This is a genomic window from Pseudomonas moorei (genome assembly GCF_008801475.1).
Classification (GTDB): domain Bacteria; phylum Pseudomonadota; class Gammaproteobacteria; order Pseudomonadales; family Pseudomonadaceae; genus Aquipseudomonas; species Aquipseudomonas moorei.
This window is the reverse complement of sequence record NZ_VZPP01000010.1, coordinates 81,427-99,146: the sequence shown is the minus strand read 5'-3', so window position 1 is coordinate 99,146 and position 17,720 is coordinate 81,427. Positions and strand designations below refer to the sequence as shown.

The following is a 17,720-nucleotide window of genomic DNA, read 5'->3' as shown; positions in this document are numbered from 1 at the left end:
GTGCATGTGGGCGGCCGGGGTGGCGCAAAGGCCATACGGGCCGCCAGGCGATCATCTATAACTGACGATTTACCGGAATTCAGTCGCCAAGGTTATCGCTAACCGAGCCTTGTGCGCACCAACCGCAATCAAAGGGCTGGCCTATTTTTTCCTGGCGCTGCGCAGGGTCCGTGACCCAGGCGCGGGATTGCCAGGGCGGCTGGTGCCGCAGGTGCTGTGTGTGTCCGCAGGAAAGCTCGGCCACCCAGTGCCCGTCCTCGTCTTGATGGAAGCCGGTGATCGTCGCAATCCGTCTGTCCGGGTTGTGTTCGCTTTCGGGCGATTGCTTCGCTAAACTTGGTCTTTCAATATTCTTATGCAAAAGGTCTCGCCCCATGCTGATCGCCGCCAATAAGGCTGTCTCCATCGACTATACCCTGACCAACGACGCTGGTGAGGTCATCGACAGCTCCGCCGGCGGCGCGCCGCTGGTCTACCTGCAAGGCGCAGGTAACATCATTCAGGGCCTGGAAAAGGCACTGGAAGGCAAAGCAGTCGGCGACGAGCTGACCGTAGCCGTTGAACCTGAAGATGCCTATGGCGAGTACGCTGCCGAACTGGTCAGCACCCTGAGCCGCAGCATGTTCGAAGGCGTTGACGAGCTGGAAGTGGGCATGCAGTTCCACGCTTCCGCTCCGGACGGCCAGATGCAGATCGTGACCATCCGCGATCTGGACGGCGACGACGTGACTGTCGACGGCAACCATCCGTTGGCCGGCCAGCGCCTGAATTTCCAGGTCAAGATCATCAATATCCGTGATGCCAGCCAGGAAGAAATCGCTCATGGCCACGTCCATGGCGAAGGTGGCCATCACCACTGATTTCTGCGCTAAGCTTTCGAGAACTGGAGAGGCGCCCCGAGGGCGCCTTTTTAGTCTGCGGCTGTCCCAGGCGACACCGATAAGTGGCTGTTTCGAGAAGAACACGAGAATCTGGAGTTCGTCATGAGTGCTTTTCACGACCTAAATTTGACAGCCCTTGATGGTCAGGCGCTACCGTTGGCGCCGTTCAAGGGGCACGTGGTGCTGGTGGTCAACGTGGCCTCCAAATGTGGCCTGACCCCACAGTACGCGGCGCTGGAAAACCTTTACCAGCAATACAAGGGCCAGGGTTTCAGCGTGCTGGGCTTGCCGTGCAACCAGTTTGCCGGACAGGAGCCAGGCTCCGCGCAGGAAATCCAGGCGTTTTGCAGCCTCAACTATGGCGTGACCTTTCCGTTGTCCAGCAAGCTGGAAGTCAACGGACATGAACGCCACCAGCTGTACAAACTGCTGGCGGGCGAGGGCGCGGAATTCCCGGGTGACATCACCTGGAACTTCGAAAAATTCCTCCTCGGCAAAGACGGACGTGTACTGGCGCGGTTCTCGCCACGGACACCGCCGGACGATCCAAGCGTCATTCAGGCAATTGAAAAAGCCCTGAGCTGATCTCCCCCCTGTAGGAGCGAGCCTGCTCGCGATAGTTGTGAACGATAACGCGGGAAACCTGACACCCCGCAGCGTTCTCAAGTCCATCGCGAACAAGCTCGCTCCTACAAGGTTATTCCTAGCCTTTTGCTCCTTAATCACCCAAATCAATAGTGCTATCCAGCGCGTGGGCACCTCCATATTATCGTCGTCATAAAGTCATCCTTCGTAGAGCGTCCCCATGCCTGTCAAAGCCCTGTTCAAACCGTTCCATCTCGGCAATCTCGAACTGCCGACCCGCGTCGTCATGGCACCGATGACCCGTTCTTTTTCTCCGGGTGGTGTACCCAATTCCAAAGTGATCGAGTACTACCGTCGTCGTGCGGCCGCTGGCGTTGGCCTGATCATCACCGAAGGCACCACCGTCGGTCACAAGGCTTCCAACGGCTACCCGAACGTGCCGCACTTCTACGGTGAGGCCGCACTGGCAGGCTGGAAGAAAGTCGTTGACGCCGTACACGCCGAAGGCGGCAAGATCGTTCCGCAACTGTGGCACGTGGGCAGCGTGCGTCGCATCGGCACCGAGCCGGACGCCAGCGTGCCGGGTTACGGGCCATCGGAGAAAGTGAAGGACGGTCAGGTCGTGGTTCAGGGCATGACCCGACAAGATATTCAGGACGTGATCGCCGCGTTCGCCCAGGCCGCCAAGGATGCCCGGAGCATCGGCATGGACGGCGTGGAAATCCATGGTGCCCACGGCTACCTCATCGACCAGTTCTTCTGGGAAGGCAGCAACCAGCGTACCGACGAATACGGCGGCAGCCTGGCCAACCGCTCGCGGTTCGCCATCGAGTTGATCCAGGCGGTGCGTGCAGCGGTCGGCGAAGGTTTCCCGATCATCTTCCGTTTTTCGCAGTGGAAACAGCAGGATTACACCGCGCGTCTGGTGCAAACCCCGGAGGCGCTGGGCGAATTTCTCCAGCCGCTGTCCGACGCTGGCGTGGATGTTTTCCACTGCTCGACACGCCGTTTCTGGGAGCCGGAATTTGACGGTTCCGAGCTGAACCTGGCGGGCTGGACCCGCAAGCTCACCGGCAAACCTACGATCACCGTGGGCAGTGTCGGTCTGGATGGCGAGTTCTTGCAGTTCATGGTCAACACCGACAAGGTCGCGCAACCGGCCAGCCTGGAAAAACTGCTGGAGCGTTTGAACAACGACGAGTTCGACCTGGTAGCGGTCGGTCGCGCGCTGTTGGTCGATCCGGACTGGGCGCAGAAAGTTCGCGAAGGTCGTGAACAGGACATCCTGCCGTTTAGCCGCGATGCGTTGATGACGCTGGTCTAACGGCGTCTTCAAAGCCAGCTCCTGTGGGGACTGCACAAATCCAAGGAGCTGGCTTGCCAGCGAAGCTTTTCAAGGCAACAGAGCGGCATCCGGCAATGCCTGTCGCTGTACACAAGCCCCGCGTAACTGCCCCTCGAACTGCTCGATGATGGTCGCCCAACCCTGGCGACTGGCATGCTGGCGCGCGTTGAGCCGCACATTGCGCAATGTTTCCCGCTCTTCCAGCAACCACGCTGCTGCATCGCAGAATGCGCTTTCATCCCCCGGCATCGCCAGTACACCGTTATAGCCATGGCGAATATGCTGGGCTGCCGCCGCCTGATCGTAGGCCACTACTCCCAGCCCCGAGGCCAGCGCCTCGAGCACGACATTGCCGAAGGTTTCAGTCAGGCTCGGAAACAGAAATACATCCCCCGACGCATAGTGACAGGCCAGGGCTTCACCGCGCTGAGTGCCGCAGAAAATCGCCTCGGGCATCTCGTTCTCCAGTTCCTGGCGCTGTGGGCCGTCGCCGACCACGATCAGCTTCAAGGTGCGCTGTGGATAACTGGACTTGAGGGTGTCGAAAGTGCGCTTGAGCAATCCCAGGTTTTTTTCCGGGGCCAGGCGACCGACATGAATGACCGCGATGTCTTCCTCGGCCAATCCCCATTGTTCGCGCAGGGCGTTCAAGCGTTTGGCCGGGTGAAACAATTGACTGTCGACCCCTCGGGAAAGCAAGGCCAGGCGCTCGAAGTGACGCCGTTCCAGCTCCATGCGCTGGCTGACGCTGGGTACCAGGGTCATGGTCGAACGATTGTGGAACCAGCGCAGGTAGTGGGTTAGCAGCCGCGTCAGCAGGCCGAGCCCATATTGGTTGGAGTACTGCTGGAAATTGGTGTGAAAGCCGCTGACCACCGATATCCCCAGGCGCCGTGCCGCTCGCAGTGCCGATAACCCCAATGGCCCCTCGGTGGCGATATACAGCACGTCCGGGCGATGGCGCTTCCAGCGGCGCAACAGCTTGTGCATCGACGACTGACCCCATTGCAGTCCGGGATAGCCCGGCAGCGGCCAGCCCCGGCACAGCATCAATTCATCGTCGCTACCCAGTTGCTGATCGCAGCCCTGACGTGGTCGAACCAATTCCACCTGATGCCCACGCGCGCGCAAACCGTCGCACAAGCGACCAAGGGTATTGGCCACGCCGTTGATTTCGGGAGGGAAGGTTTCGGTGATCAGGGTGATATGCAGAGCTGTCGTCATGACCTCAGTGTCGGCTGAGGCCATGTCGGCGTTATGGCGTTTGCATGATGGATTTGTGACCGTCTCAGCGCTGGGTCACCAGGTTCTCGGCCCCGCGCTCACGCACCCAGAACAGCGTCGCTCCGGCCACCGCAGCCGGCATCATCAGAATGTTGACCACCGGAATCAGCAGCACCAGATAAACGATGCCGCCGAAACTCATGCACTGCCAGCGCTTCTGCCGCAACCAGGCGAGCATTTCATTCCAGCCCAGCTTGTGGTTATCCGCCGGGTAGTCGATGTACTGGATCGCCATCATCCAGACCCCGAACAGCAGCCACAACGGCGCGGCGATGATGTTTACCACCGGGATGAACGAAAGAATGAACAAGGCGATTGCCCGGGGGAGGAAATAGCCTAGCTTGCGCATTTCCCGGGACAGGGTGCGGGGGATCATGGCGATCAGCTCGCCCCAGCTGAATGCCGGGAAGTCGTCGGTGCCGCGTACCACCACTTCGACCTTTTCCGCCAGAAAGCCGTTGAACGGTGCGGCGATGACGTTGGCGAGCAGGGTGAAGGTGAAGAACACCATCAACACCACCAGCACCACGAACAGCGGCCACAGGACATAACTGAGGAAGCTCAGCCAGTCGGGCAGTGACGGCATCAGGGTGTCGACCCACAGGCTGAATTGATGGCCGGCCAGATAGATCAATCCGACGAACAGCACCAGGTTGATCGCAAGTGGAAGTATTACAAAAAGGCGCAGGCTGGGGCTGAGAACCAGTTTCAGGCCTTCGCGCAGGTATTGCGGGCCGGACAGAACAGGGGCGGGCATAACGTGCTCCGAGCAGAGGGAAAACGCGCCGACCTTACCGGCTTTGCCTGACGGGCGAAAGCGCGGTAGCGGCATCGACATTAACTGTAACAAAGGCGTCCTGATAATCACGGTGATCGGATAGAGACCACCTATGAGCTGGATTGTTAAACCGTATTTCCTTAATCTTCGCCCCCTCGATACGCTGCACCCAATCTTTTTACAGGACTGTCGAGTTCCAGCCTTCCCCAAGGCTTTCAATGGTCCTTTTTTAATTCCCGCCGGCAAGCCGGCGTTCCGCGCCAGGTGTTCCGGGCCGGTCAACAGGAGCAGGTCATGTCTGAAGTCCGTCATTCGCGAGTGATTATTCTCGGTTCCGGCCCTGCCGGTTACAGTGCCGCGGTCTATGCCGCCCGTGCCAACCTCAAGCCGCTGCTGATCACCGGCATGCAGGCCGGCGGTCAACTGACCACCACCACCGAAGTCGACAACTGGCCGGGCGATGTCCACGGCCTGACGGGCCCGGCGCTGATGGAGCGGATGAAAGAGCACGCCGAGCGCTTTGAAACCGAGATCGTTTTCGATCACATCAACGCCGTGGACTTCGCTGCCAAGCCGTACACCCTGACCGGCGACAGCGCGACCTACACCTGCGATGCGCTGATCATCGCCACCGGTGCCAGCGCCCGCTACCTGGGCCTGCCGTCTGAAGAAGCGTTCATGGGCAAAGGCGTTTCGGCCTGTGCGACCTGCGACGGTTTCTTCTACCGCAACAAGCCAGTGGCTGTGGTCGGTGGCGGTAACACGGCGGTCGAAGAAGCGCTGTACCTGGCCAACATCGCCAGCACCGTGACCTTGATTCACCGTCGTGAAACCTTCCGCGCCGAGAAAATCCTGATCGACAAGCTCAACGCCCGCGTGGCCGAAGGCAAGATCATTCTGAAGTTGAACGCGACCCTGGACGAAGTCCTGGGCGACAACATGGGTGTGACCGGTGCCCGTCTGAAGAACAACGACGGCAGCTTCGACGAAGTGAAAGTCGACGGCGTATTCATCGCCATCGGCCACACCCCGAACACCTCGCTGTTCGAAGGTCAGTTGACGTTGAAAGACGGCTACCTGGTTGTGCAGGGCGGCCGTGATGGCAACGCCACGGCGACCAACCTCGAAGGTATCTTCGCGGCCGGTGACGTGGCTGACCACGTGTACCGTCAGGCCATCACTTCGGCTGGTGCGGGTTGCATGGCGGCACTAGATGCCGAGCGTTACTTGGACAATCTGCAGAACGCTTGATTCTGCGATCGTAAAAGAACCGGCTTCGGCCGGTTTTTTTATTGCCTCGAAGAAATCTCATTCCTGAAGGAGCGAGCACGCTCGCGATGGTGGTCAACGATGACGCTGGCAACCTGACACCCCGCGGTGCCCTGTCGTCCATCGCGAGCAGGCTCGCTCCTGCAGGGAAGGGAGGTGTTCAGACCAATTTCTTCAGACACGCTTCGAGAATATCCAACCCTTCCTCCAGCACCGCTGCCTCCGTGGTCAACGGGGCCAGCAGCCGAATGATGTGGCGCGATTTACCGCTGGGCATCAGCAGCAAACCGGCGTCCCGCGCCAGGGCCAGCAATTGCGTCAACTGCGCCGCTGCCGGCGTGCCATCGGGCGTGATCATTTCGATGCCGCGCATCGCCCCGACGCCCGTCAGTCGTCCCAGGTACGGCGACAGCTTGTTCGTGCGCCAGGATTCGTAGCGGCTGACAATCGCTTCTTCCTGCTGCGAGCCCCAGGCTTGCAGATGGGCATCGGTCATTTCATCCAGGGTCGCCAGTGCGGCAGCACAGGCGATGGGATTGCCCGAGTAGGTGCCGCCGAGTCCGCCCTTGGGCAAGTTGTCGAGCAGTGATTTGCGCCCGACCACCGCACCCAGCGGCACGCCGCCTGCGATGCTTTTGCCCAGCAGGATCAGGTCAGGCTCGATGCCCAGTCGCGAGAAGGCGAAGCGTTGGCCGGTACGGCCGAAACCGGACTGGATTTCATCGGCGATCAGCACAATGCCTTTCTCGTCGCAGAAGCGCCGTAATGCCTGGGCGAACTCAACGTCCATCGCCAGGAAACCGCCCTCGCCCTGCACGGGTTCGACAATGAAACACGCCACGTCTTCGACATCGATCTCGACGCTGAACAGCCGCTCCATCGCCTTCAGGGCCTCGGCGCAGGTCACGCCGTTGTCCTGGCTCGGAAAGGGCAGGTGATACACCGGGCCTGGCAACACACCGACTTTCTGTTTGTAGGGCGCGACTTTGCCGTTGAGGTTGAGGGTGGCCAGCGTACGACCGTGGAAGCCTCCATCGAAGGCGATCACGGCGCTGCGGCCGGTGGCGCCGCGCACGATTTTCAGGGCGTTTTCCGCCGCTTCGGCGCCGCTGTTGGTGAGCATTCCACTGACAGGGTAATCCACCGGGACAAACGCGCTCAGGCGATCCATCAAGGCGATGTAGGGTTCATGTTGCGCCGCGTTGAACGCGTAATGGGTCAGCCGGGTGGCCTGTTCACGAATGGCTCCGACGATGCGCGGATGGCAGTGGCCGAGGTTGAGTACGCCAATCCCACCGACGAAGTCGATGTAGCGTTTGCCATCGGTATCCCAGACCTCGGCGTTTTTACCGTGGCTGAGGGTGACAGGGTGAACGACGTTGATCGACTGGCTGATGCTTTCGCTGCTCATGAATGACCGGCTCGGAAGAAGGAGGACTTCCTTTTATCTAAGCCGTGAGCAGCACTGGCGGGCAAACGAAATAAAGTGGCGGGATCAATCTTAAAAGTCAGGACGTGGTTCGGGCGCCTTGAACGCTGAACTTGTAGGCGCGAGCCCGCTCGCGATGGTGGTCAACGATAACGTTGGCAACCTGACACCCCGCGGTGCCCTGTCGTCCATCGCGAGCAATCGAGCGTCGACCGACTGCTCCTGCAAGTTAAATCAGCGGCGGGTCAGGGGCTGTTGAGCGAACTTCACGCCGGCCAGACCATGGGCCATCAACGCACGGATATTGCCGTGATCGCTGCCTTCAGGCGTCGCCAGCACCGAACGGTAGTGTTCGCCGAACGCCAGCAGGGCTTCTTCATCGCTCAAGCCTTCCAGCAGTGCCAGGCCCAGCGTCTTGCACGAACCTTCGTTCTGTCCGGCGGCGTTTTCCACACCACCGTTGTTGAACGCCTGTGGCTGGTAGTCGTAACCGGCGGCGATGAACGCCAGGGTATCGGCGAAGGCGTGTTCGCCGCTTTTGAGGCTGGCGCGTAGGGTGTTCAAATCACTCATTGGGTTTTCCTTTGGCAAACGCCGCTTGTTGTTCGGCGCTGGCTTCTTGCTGAAATTGGGCTTTCCAGTCGGCGTACGGCATGCCGTAAACCACTTCACGGGCTTCGTCGAGGCTGACCTCGATCTGGCGTTCGTCGGCCGCCGCCTTGTACCACTTGGACAGGCAGTTACGGCAGAAACCCGAGAGGTTCATCAGGTCGATGTTCTGGACATCCTTGCGGCTGTCCAGGTGGGCCACCAGCCGGCGAAAGGCGGCGGCTTCGAGTTCCAGGCGTTGTTGATCGTTCATGGCGGGCTCTGTGAAATCCAGTCGTGGCGCGGGATGATAAAAGTCTGGCGGGCAATCCGCCAGACGCACTCAGCGACTCGCCGCCAGGGTGATCGACACCGACTCGGCGAATCGCAGGGCGTGGGGCTTGTCCACTTCGACCTCGGCATACAGTACCGACTCGTTGGCCATGACCAGATCGAGAATCTCCTGAGTCAGGCGTTCAAGCAGGGCGAAGCGATTGCCCTCGACGTGGGCGATGATGGCCTTGGTGATGGTCCGGTAGTTCAGCGCGTGGTCGATGTCATTGTCACGCACGGCTTCCTGGGCCGCGTAGAGGATGGTCAGGTTGATCAACACATCCTGCTTGTTGAGGATTTCGTCCTCGTTGATGCCGATGAAGGTGCGCAGGCACAGGTCCTTGACCCGGATGCGTGCCATGCCTGGTTGAAGTTGTGGCATTACTACTTGCTCCGTCCAATCAATTGCAGGAACTCCTGGCGGGTGTTGCTCGACTCGCGGAAGGCGCCGAGCATCACCGAGGTGTTCATGGTCGAATTCTGTTTCTCGACGCCGCGCATCATCATGCACATGTGCTGGGCTTCGATGACCACCGCCACGCCCGCCGCGCCGGTCACTTGCTGCACCGCGTCGGCGATTTGCCGGGTGAGGTTTTCCTGGATTTGCAGGCGTCGGGCGAACATGTCCACCAGCCGTGCGATTTTCGACAGGCCCAGCACCTTGCCCGTGGGAATATAAGCCACATGCGCCTTGCCAATGAAGGGCAGCAGGTGATGTTCACAAAGCGAGTAGAGCTCGATGTTGTCGACGATGACCATTTCATCATTGTCGGACGCGAACAACGCACCGTTGACGATTTCTTCGACACTCTGGTCGTAACCGTGGCAAAGGTATCGCATGGCCTTGGCCGCGCGCACCGGCGTGTCGAGCAGACCTTCGCGGTCGGGGTCTTCACCGAGACCGATGAGGATCTCGCGATAGCTCTGAGACAAAGCGTTCTGAGGCAGGGATAACGTCATGGAAAATCCTCGCGGGACACTTATTTGATGTGCCTTCCGCCGTTGACGGTCAGGGTCGTGCCGGTGACATAAGGGTTGTCGAGCAAATAGCGCAGGCTCTGGTAGATCACTTCGCTGCCGGGTTCGATACCCAGCGCGGATTTGGCCAACGCCTTGGCGCGGTAGGCCGCGTCGTCATCAGGATTGAACAGTAGCAGGGCCGGGGCGATCCCGTTGACCTTGATGCCCGGCGCGTATTTTGCGGCGAATGACAGCGTCAGGCTGTCGAGCCCGGCTTTGCTGGCGCAGTAGCCAATGTGCCTGCTGCTGCCCTTGCGGGTCACGTCATCGCTGATATGCACGATGTCGGCTGGGCTCGAGCGTTCGAGCAACGTGGCGCAATGCAGGTTGATCAGGTAGGGCGCCAGCATGTGCACGCTGAACATGCGGGTGAAGGCTTCGCCTTCGGTCTCCGGGGTTTCGGCCAGCCATTCGGAGGCGTTATGCACGATCGCCCGCAGGCTGTCGGTATGGGTTTTCAGCTCGCTGATGAAGGCTAGGATTCCGCCTTCGCTGGCGAAATCGGCGAACAGCGCCGTCGCCCCCAGATCGCGCAGGGTTTGCACGCCGGGGCGTTCACTGCGGTAGCTGAAAATCACGCGATGGCCGTCTTCGAGCAGGCGCTGCGCGCAATGCAGGCCGACACGCTGGCCGGCGCCGGTGATGAGGATTGGGGCTGCGCAAGAGGTCATGAACGGCTCGCTTTGCGGTAAGAGCAAAACTATAACAGCGCAATGCGGCGTTCACCTACGCCCCCGGTAGGAGCAGCCGGTCGACGCTCGACTGCTCGCGATGGTTGTGAACGATAACGCTGGAAGCCTGATACCCCGCAGCGTTCTCGGGCTCATCGCGAGCTGGCTCGCTCCTACAGGAGGAGATCAGCGGCTTTGAGGGCTTGGCTCGGCGGACAACCGGCGCACAGGTTTGCCATTGAGCCAACCCGCCAGCAGCCGGGTCGACAGTGGAATGAAGCAGTAGACCATCAACGGCGTCAGGCACAGCGTGCTGACCAATATCCGCGGCAGCAGGCTCATTTCGCCCAACAACGGTCCGAGAGCAAAGTTGAACAGCAGCGACACCGGAAAGAACGCCAGCCAGATCGCCACCGCCTGTTTCCAGCGCGGCGGACGTTGGCCGGCTGCGCCGAACCAGCCTTCGATGCCACTGACCCGATGCTCTGTCGGATGGGCGAACAGGTCGCTGCCGCGCGCCAACCAGGCAGTCCGCGAGGCGGAGTGCTCCCAGGTGTGCAGGGTCTGTTCGTCGGCGAAGCGGAAAATAATCTGGAATTCGTCATCCTCGGGCGGCGGAGCGAGCACGCCGGAGCCGAGGTAACCGGGGAAGTCGGTGGCCAGTTGTTCGCCTTCGCGCAGCCAGGCAATCAGATCCTGATAGCGCCCATCGGCGACGCGACGCGCCACCATCAGCGTGACGGGTGAGGTAGACATTGTGTATCTCCATTAAGACTTTGCGTCGTTCCGGATAGGAACTTCGCCAAACGCAGTGCCGGGGTAGAGGGCTGCGTATCGGGTCAAGCAAGGATTGTTCCGTATTCCAACTGTTTTCGTATTTGTTGTTTTTCGATCACACATCGCTTGAATGGGGATGGGGAAGGGGAGTTAGAATGAGGTCCGAACCACACATGGACGTCGAACTCCAGATGCCCGTACTCACTGATGTTGCTTCAGGCGTACCGCAGGCTGTATCTCTTGAGCAGCAAGAGCTTTTCCCCATTCGCGAAGTGTCGCGCCTGACCGGCGTCAATCCGGTCACGCTACGTGCGTGGGAACGCCGCTACGGTCTGATCGTGCCAACGCGCACCGAAAGTGGGCATCGCCTGTATTCGATGACCGATATCGAGCGTGTCCGCAGCATTCTCGGCTGGATCGAACGCGGTGTCGCGGTCAGCAAGATTGGCAAGATTCTGGCCAGGTCCGAGCCGCTGCAGGCGTTGTCCCACATTATCCCCAACGACCTCGTACAAGCGGATTACGCGCAATGGCAGCAACAGGTCCAGGCCGCCGTCAGTGCGTTTGATGACGTTCAACTCGAACAGGTCTATGGACAGATCTATTCCAGCTACAGCCAGCCGGTCGTGTTTCAGGACATCCTTCTCCCGCTCTGGAAGCAATTGCTGCAACGCCAGGATTCATTCGGCCGGACCAGCGAGTGGCTGTTCCTGGACGGCTTTCTGCGCTCTCGGGTATTGCAGCGGCTGATGTTGATCCGTGACAAGCAGCCAAGGCGAGTCATCGTCAGCGCCCTGGATGGCCAATGCCGGGAACTGGAATTGCTGGTAGCGGCCTTGTTCCTGAGCAGTGGGCAAACCGGCGTGCGTGTGTTGACCATCGGCCAGCCGTTCGACGAGTTGACCCTGGTGTGCGAAAGGATCAAGCCCCAGGCGCTGGTGCTTTTTTCCAATCACGTACCAGCCCCTGAATTGCCACGGCGCTTGAATCGCCTGGCTATGAGCCTGGAGTGTCCGTTGTTGTTGGCCGGTGATGCGTCCGACCTGGCACAGGAAAGCCTGGCCGGATCGTCGATCGGTTGCCTGGGGAACGAGGGTGTGGTGATGCGCCAGCGTCTGAAACAGTTCCTGGCGGGCGATCTGGATACTTGAGTTCAGAGATGCAGCGCAGGATGAGTCAACCGATGTTGCTGCAGGATGTATTGGCGCAGGCGCTCGGTTTCATCGGTGTCGCTCTGGCTCAACTGATAAGCGTAGAAGCCATTTTCGGTTTCTTTCTCCAAGGTGCCGCGCAGCGCAATTCGCTCGTAGCCTGAAGGGCTGAACCACAGCGCGAAATGCTTCGGTGCCTTGGTCTTGTTGCGGACCTCCAGCAAAACCCCCTTGAACGAGACTTCGTGCACCCACATCGTGCCGGGTTGTCCCTGAGAGTTCTCCAGCGCCACCGGTTCGTCGAGCACCAGTCGCCAAGGGCGAACCAAGGGGCCGTCCTCATAAATGCTGGGGACGCCAAGACGTAAATGCAACGCATGAAACTCGTCTTCCACCAGGTGCAGCGGGAAAGTTATTTGCTGGTTTTCGAAGTTGGCTTGAATGGTGACTTGTTCGTGTGCGGCAAGGCGCGTGAGCAAGTCACGGATTTGCGAACCGCCATTGACAAGCAGACTCGACGTCGCGTCCCGCACATTGAGCTGCGGGTTGTGTTGCATGGTCTGGATAAAATCCAGCTCATCCTGGGTGAGGAGCGCGTCGCGTTGCATGGCAGGCTCGAAAGAATTAGTTACAAAGCGTTCGGTGATTGTAGTTAAAGACAATTGGTTCGCTGTTTTGTTTTAACCGTTCGTCGCTTTGAGCGCTGCCAGTTCGGCCTGAACCTCGGCCAACTGCGCTTCAAGCTGCACAATCCGCTGCTGGGCCTTGACCTGCACCGTCACGTCTTTCTGCACACCGATGAAATAAACCAGTCCGTTGCTCGGGTTTTTCACCGTCGAAATGGACAGCTCATTCCAGAACGGTGTGCCGTCCTTGCGGTAATTGCGCAGGATTTCCCGGCACGATCCTTCGTTGTTCAATGCATCACGGATCTTTGACAACGCTGGCTGATCGCGATCACCTGATTGCAGGAAGCGGCAATCCTGATAGAGGATTTCTTCGCTGGTGTAACCGGTCAGGCGTTCGAAGGCAGGGTTGACGTAAATCAGGATCTTGTCTTGATCGCCTTCTTTTTCGGCAATCACGATGCCGTCGTTGGAGGCGTTGATCACCAGTTGCAGCAGTTTCGCGTTGATCATGGGCGGAACCCTTCCTTGTCGGTTGTCCGGGGATTCTAAAAGAACAATAAAGACCGTGCTGTTAAGATCCCGGTCTTTTACTCAGGTTCAGGATCAGATTGATGAAAGTCGCCATCATTTCCGGCTCGGTGTACGGCACGGCTGAAGAGGTTGCCCGTCACGCCGCCAGCCTTTTGCAAGCCGCTGGTTTCGAAACCTTTCACAACGCCCGTGCAAGTCTGGCCGATGTCCAGGCCTTTGGCCCGCAGGCCTTCCTGGCAGTGACCTCGACCACCGGCATGGGTGAGTTACCCGATAACCTGCAACCGCTGTATTTCGCGATCCGTGACCAATTGCCGGCAGCCTGGCGTGGGTTGCCGGGCGCGGTGATCGGCTTGGGCGATGCGAGCTATGGCGATACCTTCTGCGGCGGTGGCGAGCTGATGCGCGAGTTGTTCGGTGAGCTCGGCATTCGCGAAGTCCTGCCAATATTGCGCCTGGACGCCAGTGAAAGCGTCACGCCGGAAACGGACGCCGAGCCCTGGCTGGCTGAGCTGGTCGGCGCTCTGCGAGGCTGACCAGGCACCGCTCGACGCTTGTAAACATCGATTGTCAGGACGCTGACGGGGCGGCAGACAGGGGCCGCCTCGTCTTCTCTGGCGGCGGTACTTTGACGTGGCTCCCATTTCATGGGGCGACTGACTCGCTCGGCCATCAAGCTGGCTGCTAATGCAACTACGCGAACCTTTGGGGGTGTCTAGACTCGGTAGTCATTGGAAACACTCCATAATAAAAACAGAGGTTCCTTGCCGTGAGCGTAGCCCCCGTCCAATCCTCCAACAGCGTCAAAGACCAGGTCAGTGCCGCCGAGTGGCAGACCCGGGTCGATCTGGCGGCCTGTTACCGCCTGGTTGCCCTGCACGGCTGGGACGATCTGATTTTCACCCACATCTCGGCCAAGGTACCCGGCACCGAAGACTTCCTGATCAACCCGTTCGGGATGATGTTTCACGAAATCACCGCCTCAAGCCTGGTCAAGGTCGATCAGGCCGGCAACAAGCTGATGGACAGCCCCTACGAGATCAATCCGGCCGGCTATACCATCCACAGCGCGGTGCACGAGGTTCGTCATGATGTCGTCTGCGTGCTGCACACCCACACTGCCTCGGGTGTTGCGGTCTCGGCGCAGAAACAAGGCATTTTGCCGATCAGCCAACAGTCGTTGTTTGTCCTTTCCAGCCTGGCGTATCACGCCTACGAAGGTGTTGCGCTGAACCACGAAGAGAAGGCGCGACTGCAAGCCGACCTCGGGGAAAACAATTTCCTGATGCTGCACAACCACGGATTGCTGACCTGCGGCAGCACCATCGCCGACACCTTCCTGATGATGTTTACCTTCCAGCGCGCCTGCGATATCCAGGTCATGGCGCAGGGCGGTGGCGCCGAACTGATCGCCATCGAACCGCAGATTCTGGCGGGTGCCAAGGCGATGATCGCCGGTGTCACCAAAAGTGCTCAAGGCATGGGCGGAGCGTTGGCCTGGCCAGCGCTGCTGCGCAAACTCGATAAACAAGACCCGGGTTATAAACTCTAATGGCACTCGCTGAGATTCCGCTGTGTATCTGGCGCAAGCGCAGCCAGACGTTCGTCTTCCGTGGCCAGACCATTCGTTACTGGACGGCAGGGCAGGGTGAGCCGTTGCTGCTCATCCATGGCTTCCCGAGCGCCAGTTGGGATTGGCATTACCTGTGGCAGCCGCTGGCTCAGCGCTATCGGGTGATAGCCTGCGACATGCTCGGTTTCGGAGACTCGGCCAAACCGGTCAACCACTCGTACAGTTTGCTGGAGCAGGCTGATCTGCAACAGGCGCTGCTGGCCCAACTGGGTGTCGAGCAGCCCGTGCACCTGCTGGCGCATGATTACGGCGACAGCGTGGCTCAGGAGTTGCTGGCCCGGCATTATGAAGCCCGTATTCACGTCGCCAGTTGCGTGTTCCTCAACGGCGGCCTGTTCCCGGAAACCCACCGTCCGGTGCTGATGCAAAAACTCCTGCTCAGCCCCTTGGGCTGGATGATTGGCCGCGCGTTCAGTCGTGATGGCCTGGTGAAGAGTTTCCGCCAGATCTTCGGCCCGCAGACCCGTCCCACTGAAAGCCAAATGGATGACTTCTGGAGCCTGATCGACAGCAATCACGGGCCGCGAGTCATGCACAAGCTGATCGGTTACATCCCTGAACGGCGAGTGCAGCGCGATCGGTGGGTCGCCGCCATGCAGCGCGGTGAAGTGCCGTTGCGAGTGATTGATGGCGAGGTCGATCCGATCTCCGGCGCGCACATGGTCGCGCGCTATCGGGAGCTGATCCCCAACCCGGATACGGTGCTCCTGACCGACATCGGTCATTACCCGCAGATCGAGGCGCCGTGCGAGGTGCTCAAGCACTATCTGGCGTTTCGCGATCAGCAGGTGCTGCCGCCCCTCAAGGTGGCGTGTTCCTGAGTCCGGCTGAACGCTGAACACCTTGTGGCGAGGGAGCTTGCTCCCGCTCAGTTGCGCAGCAGTCGCCTATCCCGAATATATTAAGGTCCGCTTCGCGGCCCAGCGGGAGCAAGCGCCCTCGCCACAAAGTCCTAGTTGTCTGACGTTCATCATCCCCCAGCCTTATCGCGCACCATTCAGCCTCCCCTCAGTTCATTGTGACCCGCTGCGCCGTGCCTGAAACTCCAAGGCAATGTCCCTGGCCTGTTGGAGTTCTCCCATGAATGAATCTGTGCGCTTCGAAGATAAAGTCGTGATCATCACCGGTGCAGGTGGCGGCCTGGGACGGGCGCATGCGCTGTTGTTCGCTCAACAGGGTGCCAAGGTGCTGGTCAACGACCTCGGCGGTTCGACCCAGGGTGAAGGCGCCAATGCGTCGGCCGCCGACCGTGTGGTCGCGCAAATCCGTGACGCCGGTGGCACCGCCGTGGCCAACCACGACTCGGTCACCGATGGCGACAAACTCGTTCAACATGCCCTCGACGTCTTCGGTCGTGTCGATGTGGTGGTCAATAACGCTGGCATCCTGCGTGATAAAACCTTCCACAAAATGGAAGACGCCGACTGGGACCTGGTGTACCGCGTCCACGTCGAAGGCGCCTACAAAGTTACCCGCGCCGTATGGCCACACATGCGCGAGCAAAACTATGGCCGGGTGATTTTCACGGCGTCCACCTCGGGCATCTACGGCAACTTCGGCCAATCCAACTACGGCATGGCCAAGCTCGGCCTCTACGGCCTGACCCGCACCCTGGCCATCGAAGGCCGCAAGAACAACATCCTGGTCAACGCCATCGCCCCCACCGGCGGTACGCGCATGACCGAAGGCTTGATCCCGCCGCAAGTGTTCGAACAACTCAAACCGGAACTGGTCAGCCCGCTGGTGGTGTACCTGGCCAGCGAAAACTGCCAGGAAACTTCCGGCCTGTTCGAAGTCGGCGGCGGCTGGATGGGCAAGGTGCGCTGGGAGCGCAGCCTGGGCGCCGGGTTCGACCCGCGGGTGGGGTTCTCCCCGGAAGACGTGGCGGCGCACTGGCAGCAGATTTGTGATTTCGAGGGCGCGGCGCATCCGAAGGACAACATTGAAGCGCTGAAGGAAATGATGGGGAATTTGCAGAAGTATTCGTTGTAACGCAGCAGGCAAGGTCATGTTGAATGACCTTGCCGATTGTGTTTATGGGCTATCGAGGAAAGTACTTGGATACCAGCGCCGCCAGGGTTGCGGCTGTTTGCGCATCCATGACCCCATCGTAACGCTCCGGGCGAAAATGCATCTGAAAGGCCCGGACCAGTTGTTTAAAACCTTGCTCGGTCTCAGCGCCTGAGATGTCATATCCATAGGACTTGAATAGCGCCAACAACTCGCTGCGCGATGGAATGGCGCTGGCGTTGAATCGCTGTAGAAAGTCGTCCCGGGTGGCCTCATCGAACCAGGCGCCGATGCCTTTGAGGTAAAGCGCATGCCAGGGAAACACAGGTCCCGGGTCGCTTTTTCGTCCAACCGCGATGTCCGAGTGCCCCAATACTTGTGTCGGGGTGATGTCCGGGTAGCGTTTGAGGATATTCAGCGCCAGTTCTTCAATGGCAGCGATCTGTTCGGGATGATAGGGCGGGAAAGTGAAATCGCCGTTGTTATCCGTCGCAAGATTGATGATTTCAATGCCAATGGAGGTGTCGTTAAGATTGCTGCGACTGCCCCACTGGCTGACGCCCGCATGCCAGGCCCGATGGGACTCATCCACCAGGTTGAAGACTTCCTGTGCGGTAAAACCTTCGCTCAGGTAACTTGGATCAGTGATGTTCGGAACCAGGTAGTGGGCGCTGACGCTCGGCCCTGTCAGAATCTTCACCGAGCTGGAGAAGTTGCCGGCTGTGTAGTGGAAGATAAGAAAGCGTATTCGGCTGTTGTAACTTTTACTTGAACGGTATTTGTTGTAACTGATGGGTTTCATAAAA

Annotated in this window: 22 protein-coding genes; 9 read left to right on the top strand and 13 right to left on the bottom strand. The window is 59.5% G+C overall.

The features are described from left to right. Positions 1-79: 79 nt before the first annotated feature. Positions 80-406 carry a DUF3565 domain-containing protein gene (locus tag F7R06_RS20060; RefSeq protein ID WP_090316176.1) on the bottom strand — a complete coding sequence of 109 codons (327 nt, stop codon included), beginning with the start codon at positions 404-406 and terminating at the stop codon, positions 80-82. Between F7R06_RS20060 and F7R06_RS20055 the strand changes: the two genes are divergently transcribed. From F7R06_RS20055 to F7R06_RS20045, 3 genes are all read left to right on the top strand, one after another. After that, entirely contained in the window at positions 375-860 is a 486-nt protein-coding gene (locus F7R06_RS20055) for an FKBP-type peptidyl-prolyl cis-trans isomerase (RefSeq protein ID WP_090316179.1), read from the top strand. The two genes, F7R06_RS20060 and F7R06_RS20055, sit on opposite strands and share 32 nt — an antisense overlap. A gap of 123 nt (positions 861-983) precedes the next feature. Then, the gene (locus F7R06_RS20050; protein ID WP_090316182.1) at positions 984-1,466 is read left to right on the top strand and encodes a glutathione peroxidase; all 483 of its coding nucleotides are present in this window, start codon (positions 984-986) and stop codon (positions 1,464-1,466) included. A 220-nt stretch (positions 1,467-1,686) separates the two neighbouring features. Continuing rightward, positions 1,687-2,790, top strand: coding sequence for an NADH:flavin oxidoreductase (locus F7R06_RS20045; RefSeq protein ID WP_090316186.1), 1,104 nt, complete (start codon positions 1,687-1,689; stop codon positions 2,788-2,790). 69 nt (positions 2,791-2,859) lie between these two features. Here F7R06_RS20045 and F7R06_RS20040 read toward each other — a convergent pair whose 3' ends face one another. Continuing rightward, on the bottom strand, positions 2,860-4,059 hold the full coding sequence (locus F7R06_RS20040) for a glycosyltransferase family 4 protein (RefSeq protein WP_090316189.1): 1,200 nt from the start codon (positions 4,057-4,059) through the stop codon (positions 2,860-2,862). Positions 4,060-4,099: 40 nt separating this feature from the next. Next, entirely contained in the window at positions 4,100-4,852 is a 753-nt protein-coding gene (cysZ, locus tag F7R06_RS20035) for a sulfate transporter CysZ (RefSeq protein WP_090316193.1), read from the bottom strand. A 315-nt stretch (positions 4,853-5,167) separates the two neighbouring features. Between cysZ and trxB the strand changes: the two genes are divergently transcribed. Beyond that, positions 5,168-6,124: a thioredoxin-disulfide reductase gene (gene trxB / locus F7R06_RS20025; protein WP_090316196.1), complete on the top strand. Its 957-nt coding sequence runs from the start codon at positions 5,168-5,170 to the stop codon at positions 6,122-6,124. Positions 6,125-6,302: 178 nt separating this feature from the next. On the opposite strand, the gene F7R06_RS20020 is transcribed toward trxB, so the two are convergent. The 7 genes from F7R06_RS20020 to F7R06_RS19990 form a co-directional block, all read right to left on the bottom strand. Then, positions 6,303-7,553 (bottom strand): 2-aminoadipate transaminase, encoded by a 1,251-nt coding sequence (locus F7R06_RS20020; RefSeq protein ID WP_090316199.1) that lies wholly within the window; start codon positions 7,551-7,553, stop codon positions 6,303-6,305. A gap of 252 nt (positions 7,554-7,805) precedes the next feature. Next, positions 7,806-8,144 carry a HopJ type III effector protein gene (locus F7R06_RS20015; protein ID WP_090316202.1) on the bottom strand — a complete coding sequence of 113 codons (339 nt, stop codon included), beginning with the start codon at positions 8,142-8,144 and terminating at the stop codon, positions 7,806-7,808. Further along, entirely contained in the window at positions 8,137-8,433 is a 297-nt protein-coding gene (locus F7R06_RS20010) for a DUF1244 domain-containing protein (protein ID WP_047537806.1), read from the bottom strand. The genes F7R06_RS20015 and F7R06_RS20010 overlap by 8 nt, the downstream gene beginning before the upstream one ends. A gap of 69 nt (positions 8,434-8,502) precedes the next feature. After that, a complete protein-coding gene (gene folX, locus F7R06_RS20005; RefSeq protein ID WP_008026970.1) occupies positions 8,503-8,874 on the bottom strand; it encodes a dihydroneopterin triphosphate 2'-epimerase in 372 nt (123 codons plus the stop codon). A 2-nt stretch (positions 8,875-8,876) separates the two neighbouring features. Then, positions 8,877-9,452: a GTP cyclohydrolase I FolE gene (folE, locus tag F7R06_RS20000; protein ID WP_090316205.1), complete on the bottom strand. Its 576-nt coding sequence runs from the start codon at positions 9,450-9,452 to the stop codon at positions 8,877-8,879. A 20-nt stretch (positions 9,453-9,472) separates the two neighbouring features. Continuing rightward, entirely contained in the window at positions 9,473-10,183 is a 711-nt protein-coding gene (gene folM / locus F7R06_RS19995) for a dihydromonapterin reductase (protein WP_090316212.1), read from the bottom strand. 186 nt (positions 10,184-10,369) lie between these two features. Continuing rightward, the gene (locus F7R06_RS19990; protein ID WP_090316215.1) at positions 10,370-10,939 is read right to left on the bottom strand and encodes an antibiotic biosynthesis monooxygenase; all 570 of its coding nucleotides are present in this window, start codon (positions 10,937-10,939) and stop codon (positions 10,370-10,372) included. A gap of 212 nt (positions 10,940-11,151) precedes the next feature. Here F7R06_RS19990 and F7R06_RS19985 point away from each other — a divergent pair, with 212 nt between their 5' ends. Next, positions 11,152-12,111: a MerR family transcriptional regulator gene (locus tag F7R06_RS19985; protein ID WP_090318320.1), complete on the top strand. Its 960-nt coding sequence runs from the start codon at positions 11,152-11,154 to the stop codon at positions 12,109-12,111. Between the two features lie 2 nt (positions 12,112-12,113). Here the strand turns inward: F7R06_RS19985 and F7R06_RS19980 are convergent, their stop codons facing one another. Further along, a complete protein-coding gene (locus tag F7R06_RS19980; protein WP_090316218.1) occupies positions 12,114-12,719 on the bottom strand; it encodes a hypothetical protein in 606 nt (201 codons plus the stop codon). Between the two features lie 72 nt (positions 12,720-12,791). Next, entirely contained in the window at positions 12,792-13,250 is a 459-nt protein-coding gene (locus F7R06_RS19975; RefSeq protein WP_090316220.1) for a PAS domain-containing protein, read from the bottom strand. Between the two features lie 101 nt (positions 13,251-13,351). Here F7R06_RS19975 and F7R06_RS19970 point away from each other — a divergent pair, with 101 nt between their 5' ends. From F7R06_RS19970 to F7R06_RS19955, 4 genes are all read left to right on the top strand, one after another. After that, positions 13,352-13,807: a flavodoxin gene (locus F7R06_RS19970; RefSeq protein WP_090316222.1), complete on the top strand. Its 456-nt coding sequence runs from the start codon at positions 13,352-13,354 to the stop codon at positions 13,805-13,807. A gap of 233 nt (positions 13,808-14,040) precedes the next feature. After that, positions 14,041-14,823: a class II aldolase/adducin family protein gene (locus F7R06_RS19965; protein WP_090316226.1), complete on the top strand. Its 783-nt coding sequence runs from the start codon at positions 14,041-14,043 to the stop codon at positions 14,821-14,823. Then, on the top strand, positions 14,823-15,725 hold the full coding sequence (locus tag F7R06_RS19960) for an alpha/beta fold hydrolase (protein WP_090316229.1): 903 nt from the start codon (positions 14,823-14,825) through the stop codon (positions 15,723-15,725). The genes F7R06_RS19965 and F7R06_RS19960 overlap by 1 nt, the downstream gene beginning before the upstream one ends. A gap of 259 nt (positions 15,726-15,984) precedes the next feature. After that, on the top strand, positions 15,985-16,896 hold the full coding sequence (locus F7R06_RS19955; RefSeq protein WP_090316232.1) for an SDR family oxidoreductase: 912 nt from the start codon (positions 15,985-15,987) through the stop codon (positions 16,894-16,896). 49 nt (positions 16,897-16,945) lie between these two features. On the opposite strand, the gene F7R06_RS19950 is transcribed toward F7R06_RS19955, so the two are convergent. Next, positions 16,946-17,716, bottom strand: coding sequence for an N-acetylmuramoyl-L-alanine amidase (locus tag F7R06_RS19950; protein WP_090316235.1), 771 nt, complete (start codon positions 17,714-17,716; stop codon positions 16,946-16,948). Between the last annotated feature and the right edge of the window lie 4 nt (positions 17,717-17,720).

Bases quoted from the DNA above. Each gene is read 5' to 3' on its own strand.
- F7R06_RS20015 (WP_090316202.1), bottom strand. From the start codon at position 8,144: ATGAGTGATTTGAACACCCTACGCGCCAGCCTCAAAAGCGGCGAACAC.
- folE (WP_090316205.1), bottom strand. From the start codon at position 9,452: ATGACGTTATCCCTGCCTCAGAACGCTTTGTCTCAGAGCTATCGCGAG.
- F7R06_RS20020 (WP_090316199.1), bottom strand. From the start codon at position 7,553: ATGAGCAGCGAAAGCATCAGCCAGTCGATCAACGTCGTTCACCCTGTC.
- F7R06_RS19970 (WP_090316222.1), top strand. From the start codon at position 13,352: ATGAAAGTCGCCATCATTTCCGGCTCGGTGTACGGCACGGCTGAAGAG.
- folM (WP_090316212.1), bottom strand. From the start codon at position 10,183: ATGACCTCTTGCGCAGCCCCAATCCTCATCACCGGCGCCGGCCAGCGT.
- F7R06_RS20010 (WP_047537806.1), bottom strand. From the start codon at position 8,433: ATGAACGATCAACAACGCCTGGAACTCGAAGCCGCCGCCTTTCGCCGG.
- F7R06_RS19950 (WP_090316235.1), bottom strand. From the start codon at position 17,716: ATGAAACCCATCAGTTACAACAAATACCGTTCAAGTAAAAGTTACAAC.
- F7R06_RS19955 (WP_090316232.1), top strand. From the start codon at position 15,985: ATGAATGAATCTGTGCGCTTCGAAGATAAAGTCGTGATCATCACCGGT.
- trxB (WP_090316196.1), top strand. From the start codon at position 5,168: ATGTCTGAAGTCCGTCATTCGCGAGTGATTATTCTCGGTTCCGGCCCT.
- F7R06_RS20040 (WP_090316189.1), bottom strand. From the start codon at position 4,059: ATGGCCTCAGCCGACACTGAGGTCATGACGACAGCTCTGCATATCACC.
- cysZ (WP_090316193.1), bottom strand. From the start codon at position 4,852: ATGCCCGCCCCTGTTCTGTCCGGCCCGCAATACCTGCGCGAAGGCCTG.
- folX (WP_008026970.1), bottom strand. From the start codon at position 8,874: ATGCCACAACTTCAACCAGGCATGGCACGCATCCGGGTCAAGGACCTG.
- F7R06_RS19985 (WP_090318320.1), top strand. From the start codon at position 11,152: ATGCCCGTACTCACTGATGTTGCTTCAGGCGTACCGCAGGCTGTATCT.
- F7R06_RS19980 (WP_090316218.1), bottom strand. From the start codon at position 12,719: ATGCAACGCGACGCGCTCCTCACCCAGGATGAGCTGGATTTTATCCAG.
- F7R06_RS20050 (WP_090316182.1), top strand. From the start codon at position 984: ATGAGTGCTTTTCACGACCTAAATTTGACAGCCCTTGATGGTCAGGCG.
- F7R06_RS20060 (WP_090316176.1), bottom strand. From the start codon at position 406: ATGGAGACAGCCTTATTGGCGGCGATCAGCATGGGGCGAGACCTTTTG.
- F7R06_RS20045 (WP_090316186.1), top strand. From the start codon at position 1,687: ATGCCTGTCAAAGCCCTGTTCAAACCGTTCCATCTCGGCAATCTCGAA.
- F7R06_RS19975 (WP_090316220.1), bottom strand. From the start codon at position 13,250: ATGATCAACGCGAAACTGCTGCAACTGGTGATCAACGCCTCCAACGAC.
- F7R06_RS19990 (WP_090316215.1), bottom strand. From the start codon at position 10,939: ATGTCTACCTCACCCGTCACGCTGATGGTGGCGCGTCGCGTCGCCGAT.
- F7R06_RS20055 (WP_090316179.1), top strand. From the start codon at position 375: ATGCTGATCGCCGCCAATAAGGCTGTCTCCATCGACTATACCCTGACC.
- F7R06_RS19960 (WP_090316229.1), top strand. From the start codon at position 14,823: ATGGCACTCGCTGAGATTCCGCTGTGTATCTGGCGCAAGCGCAGCCAG.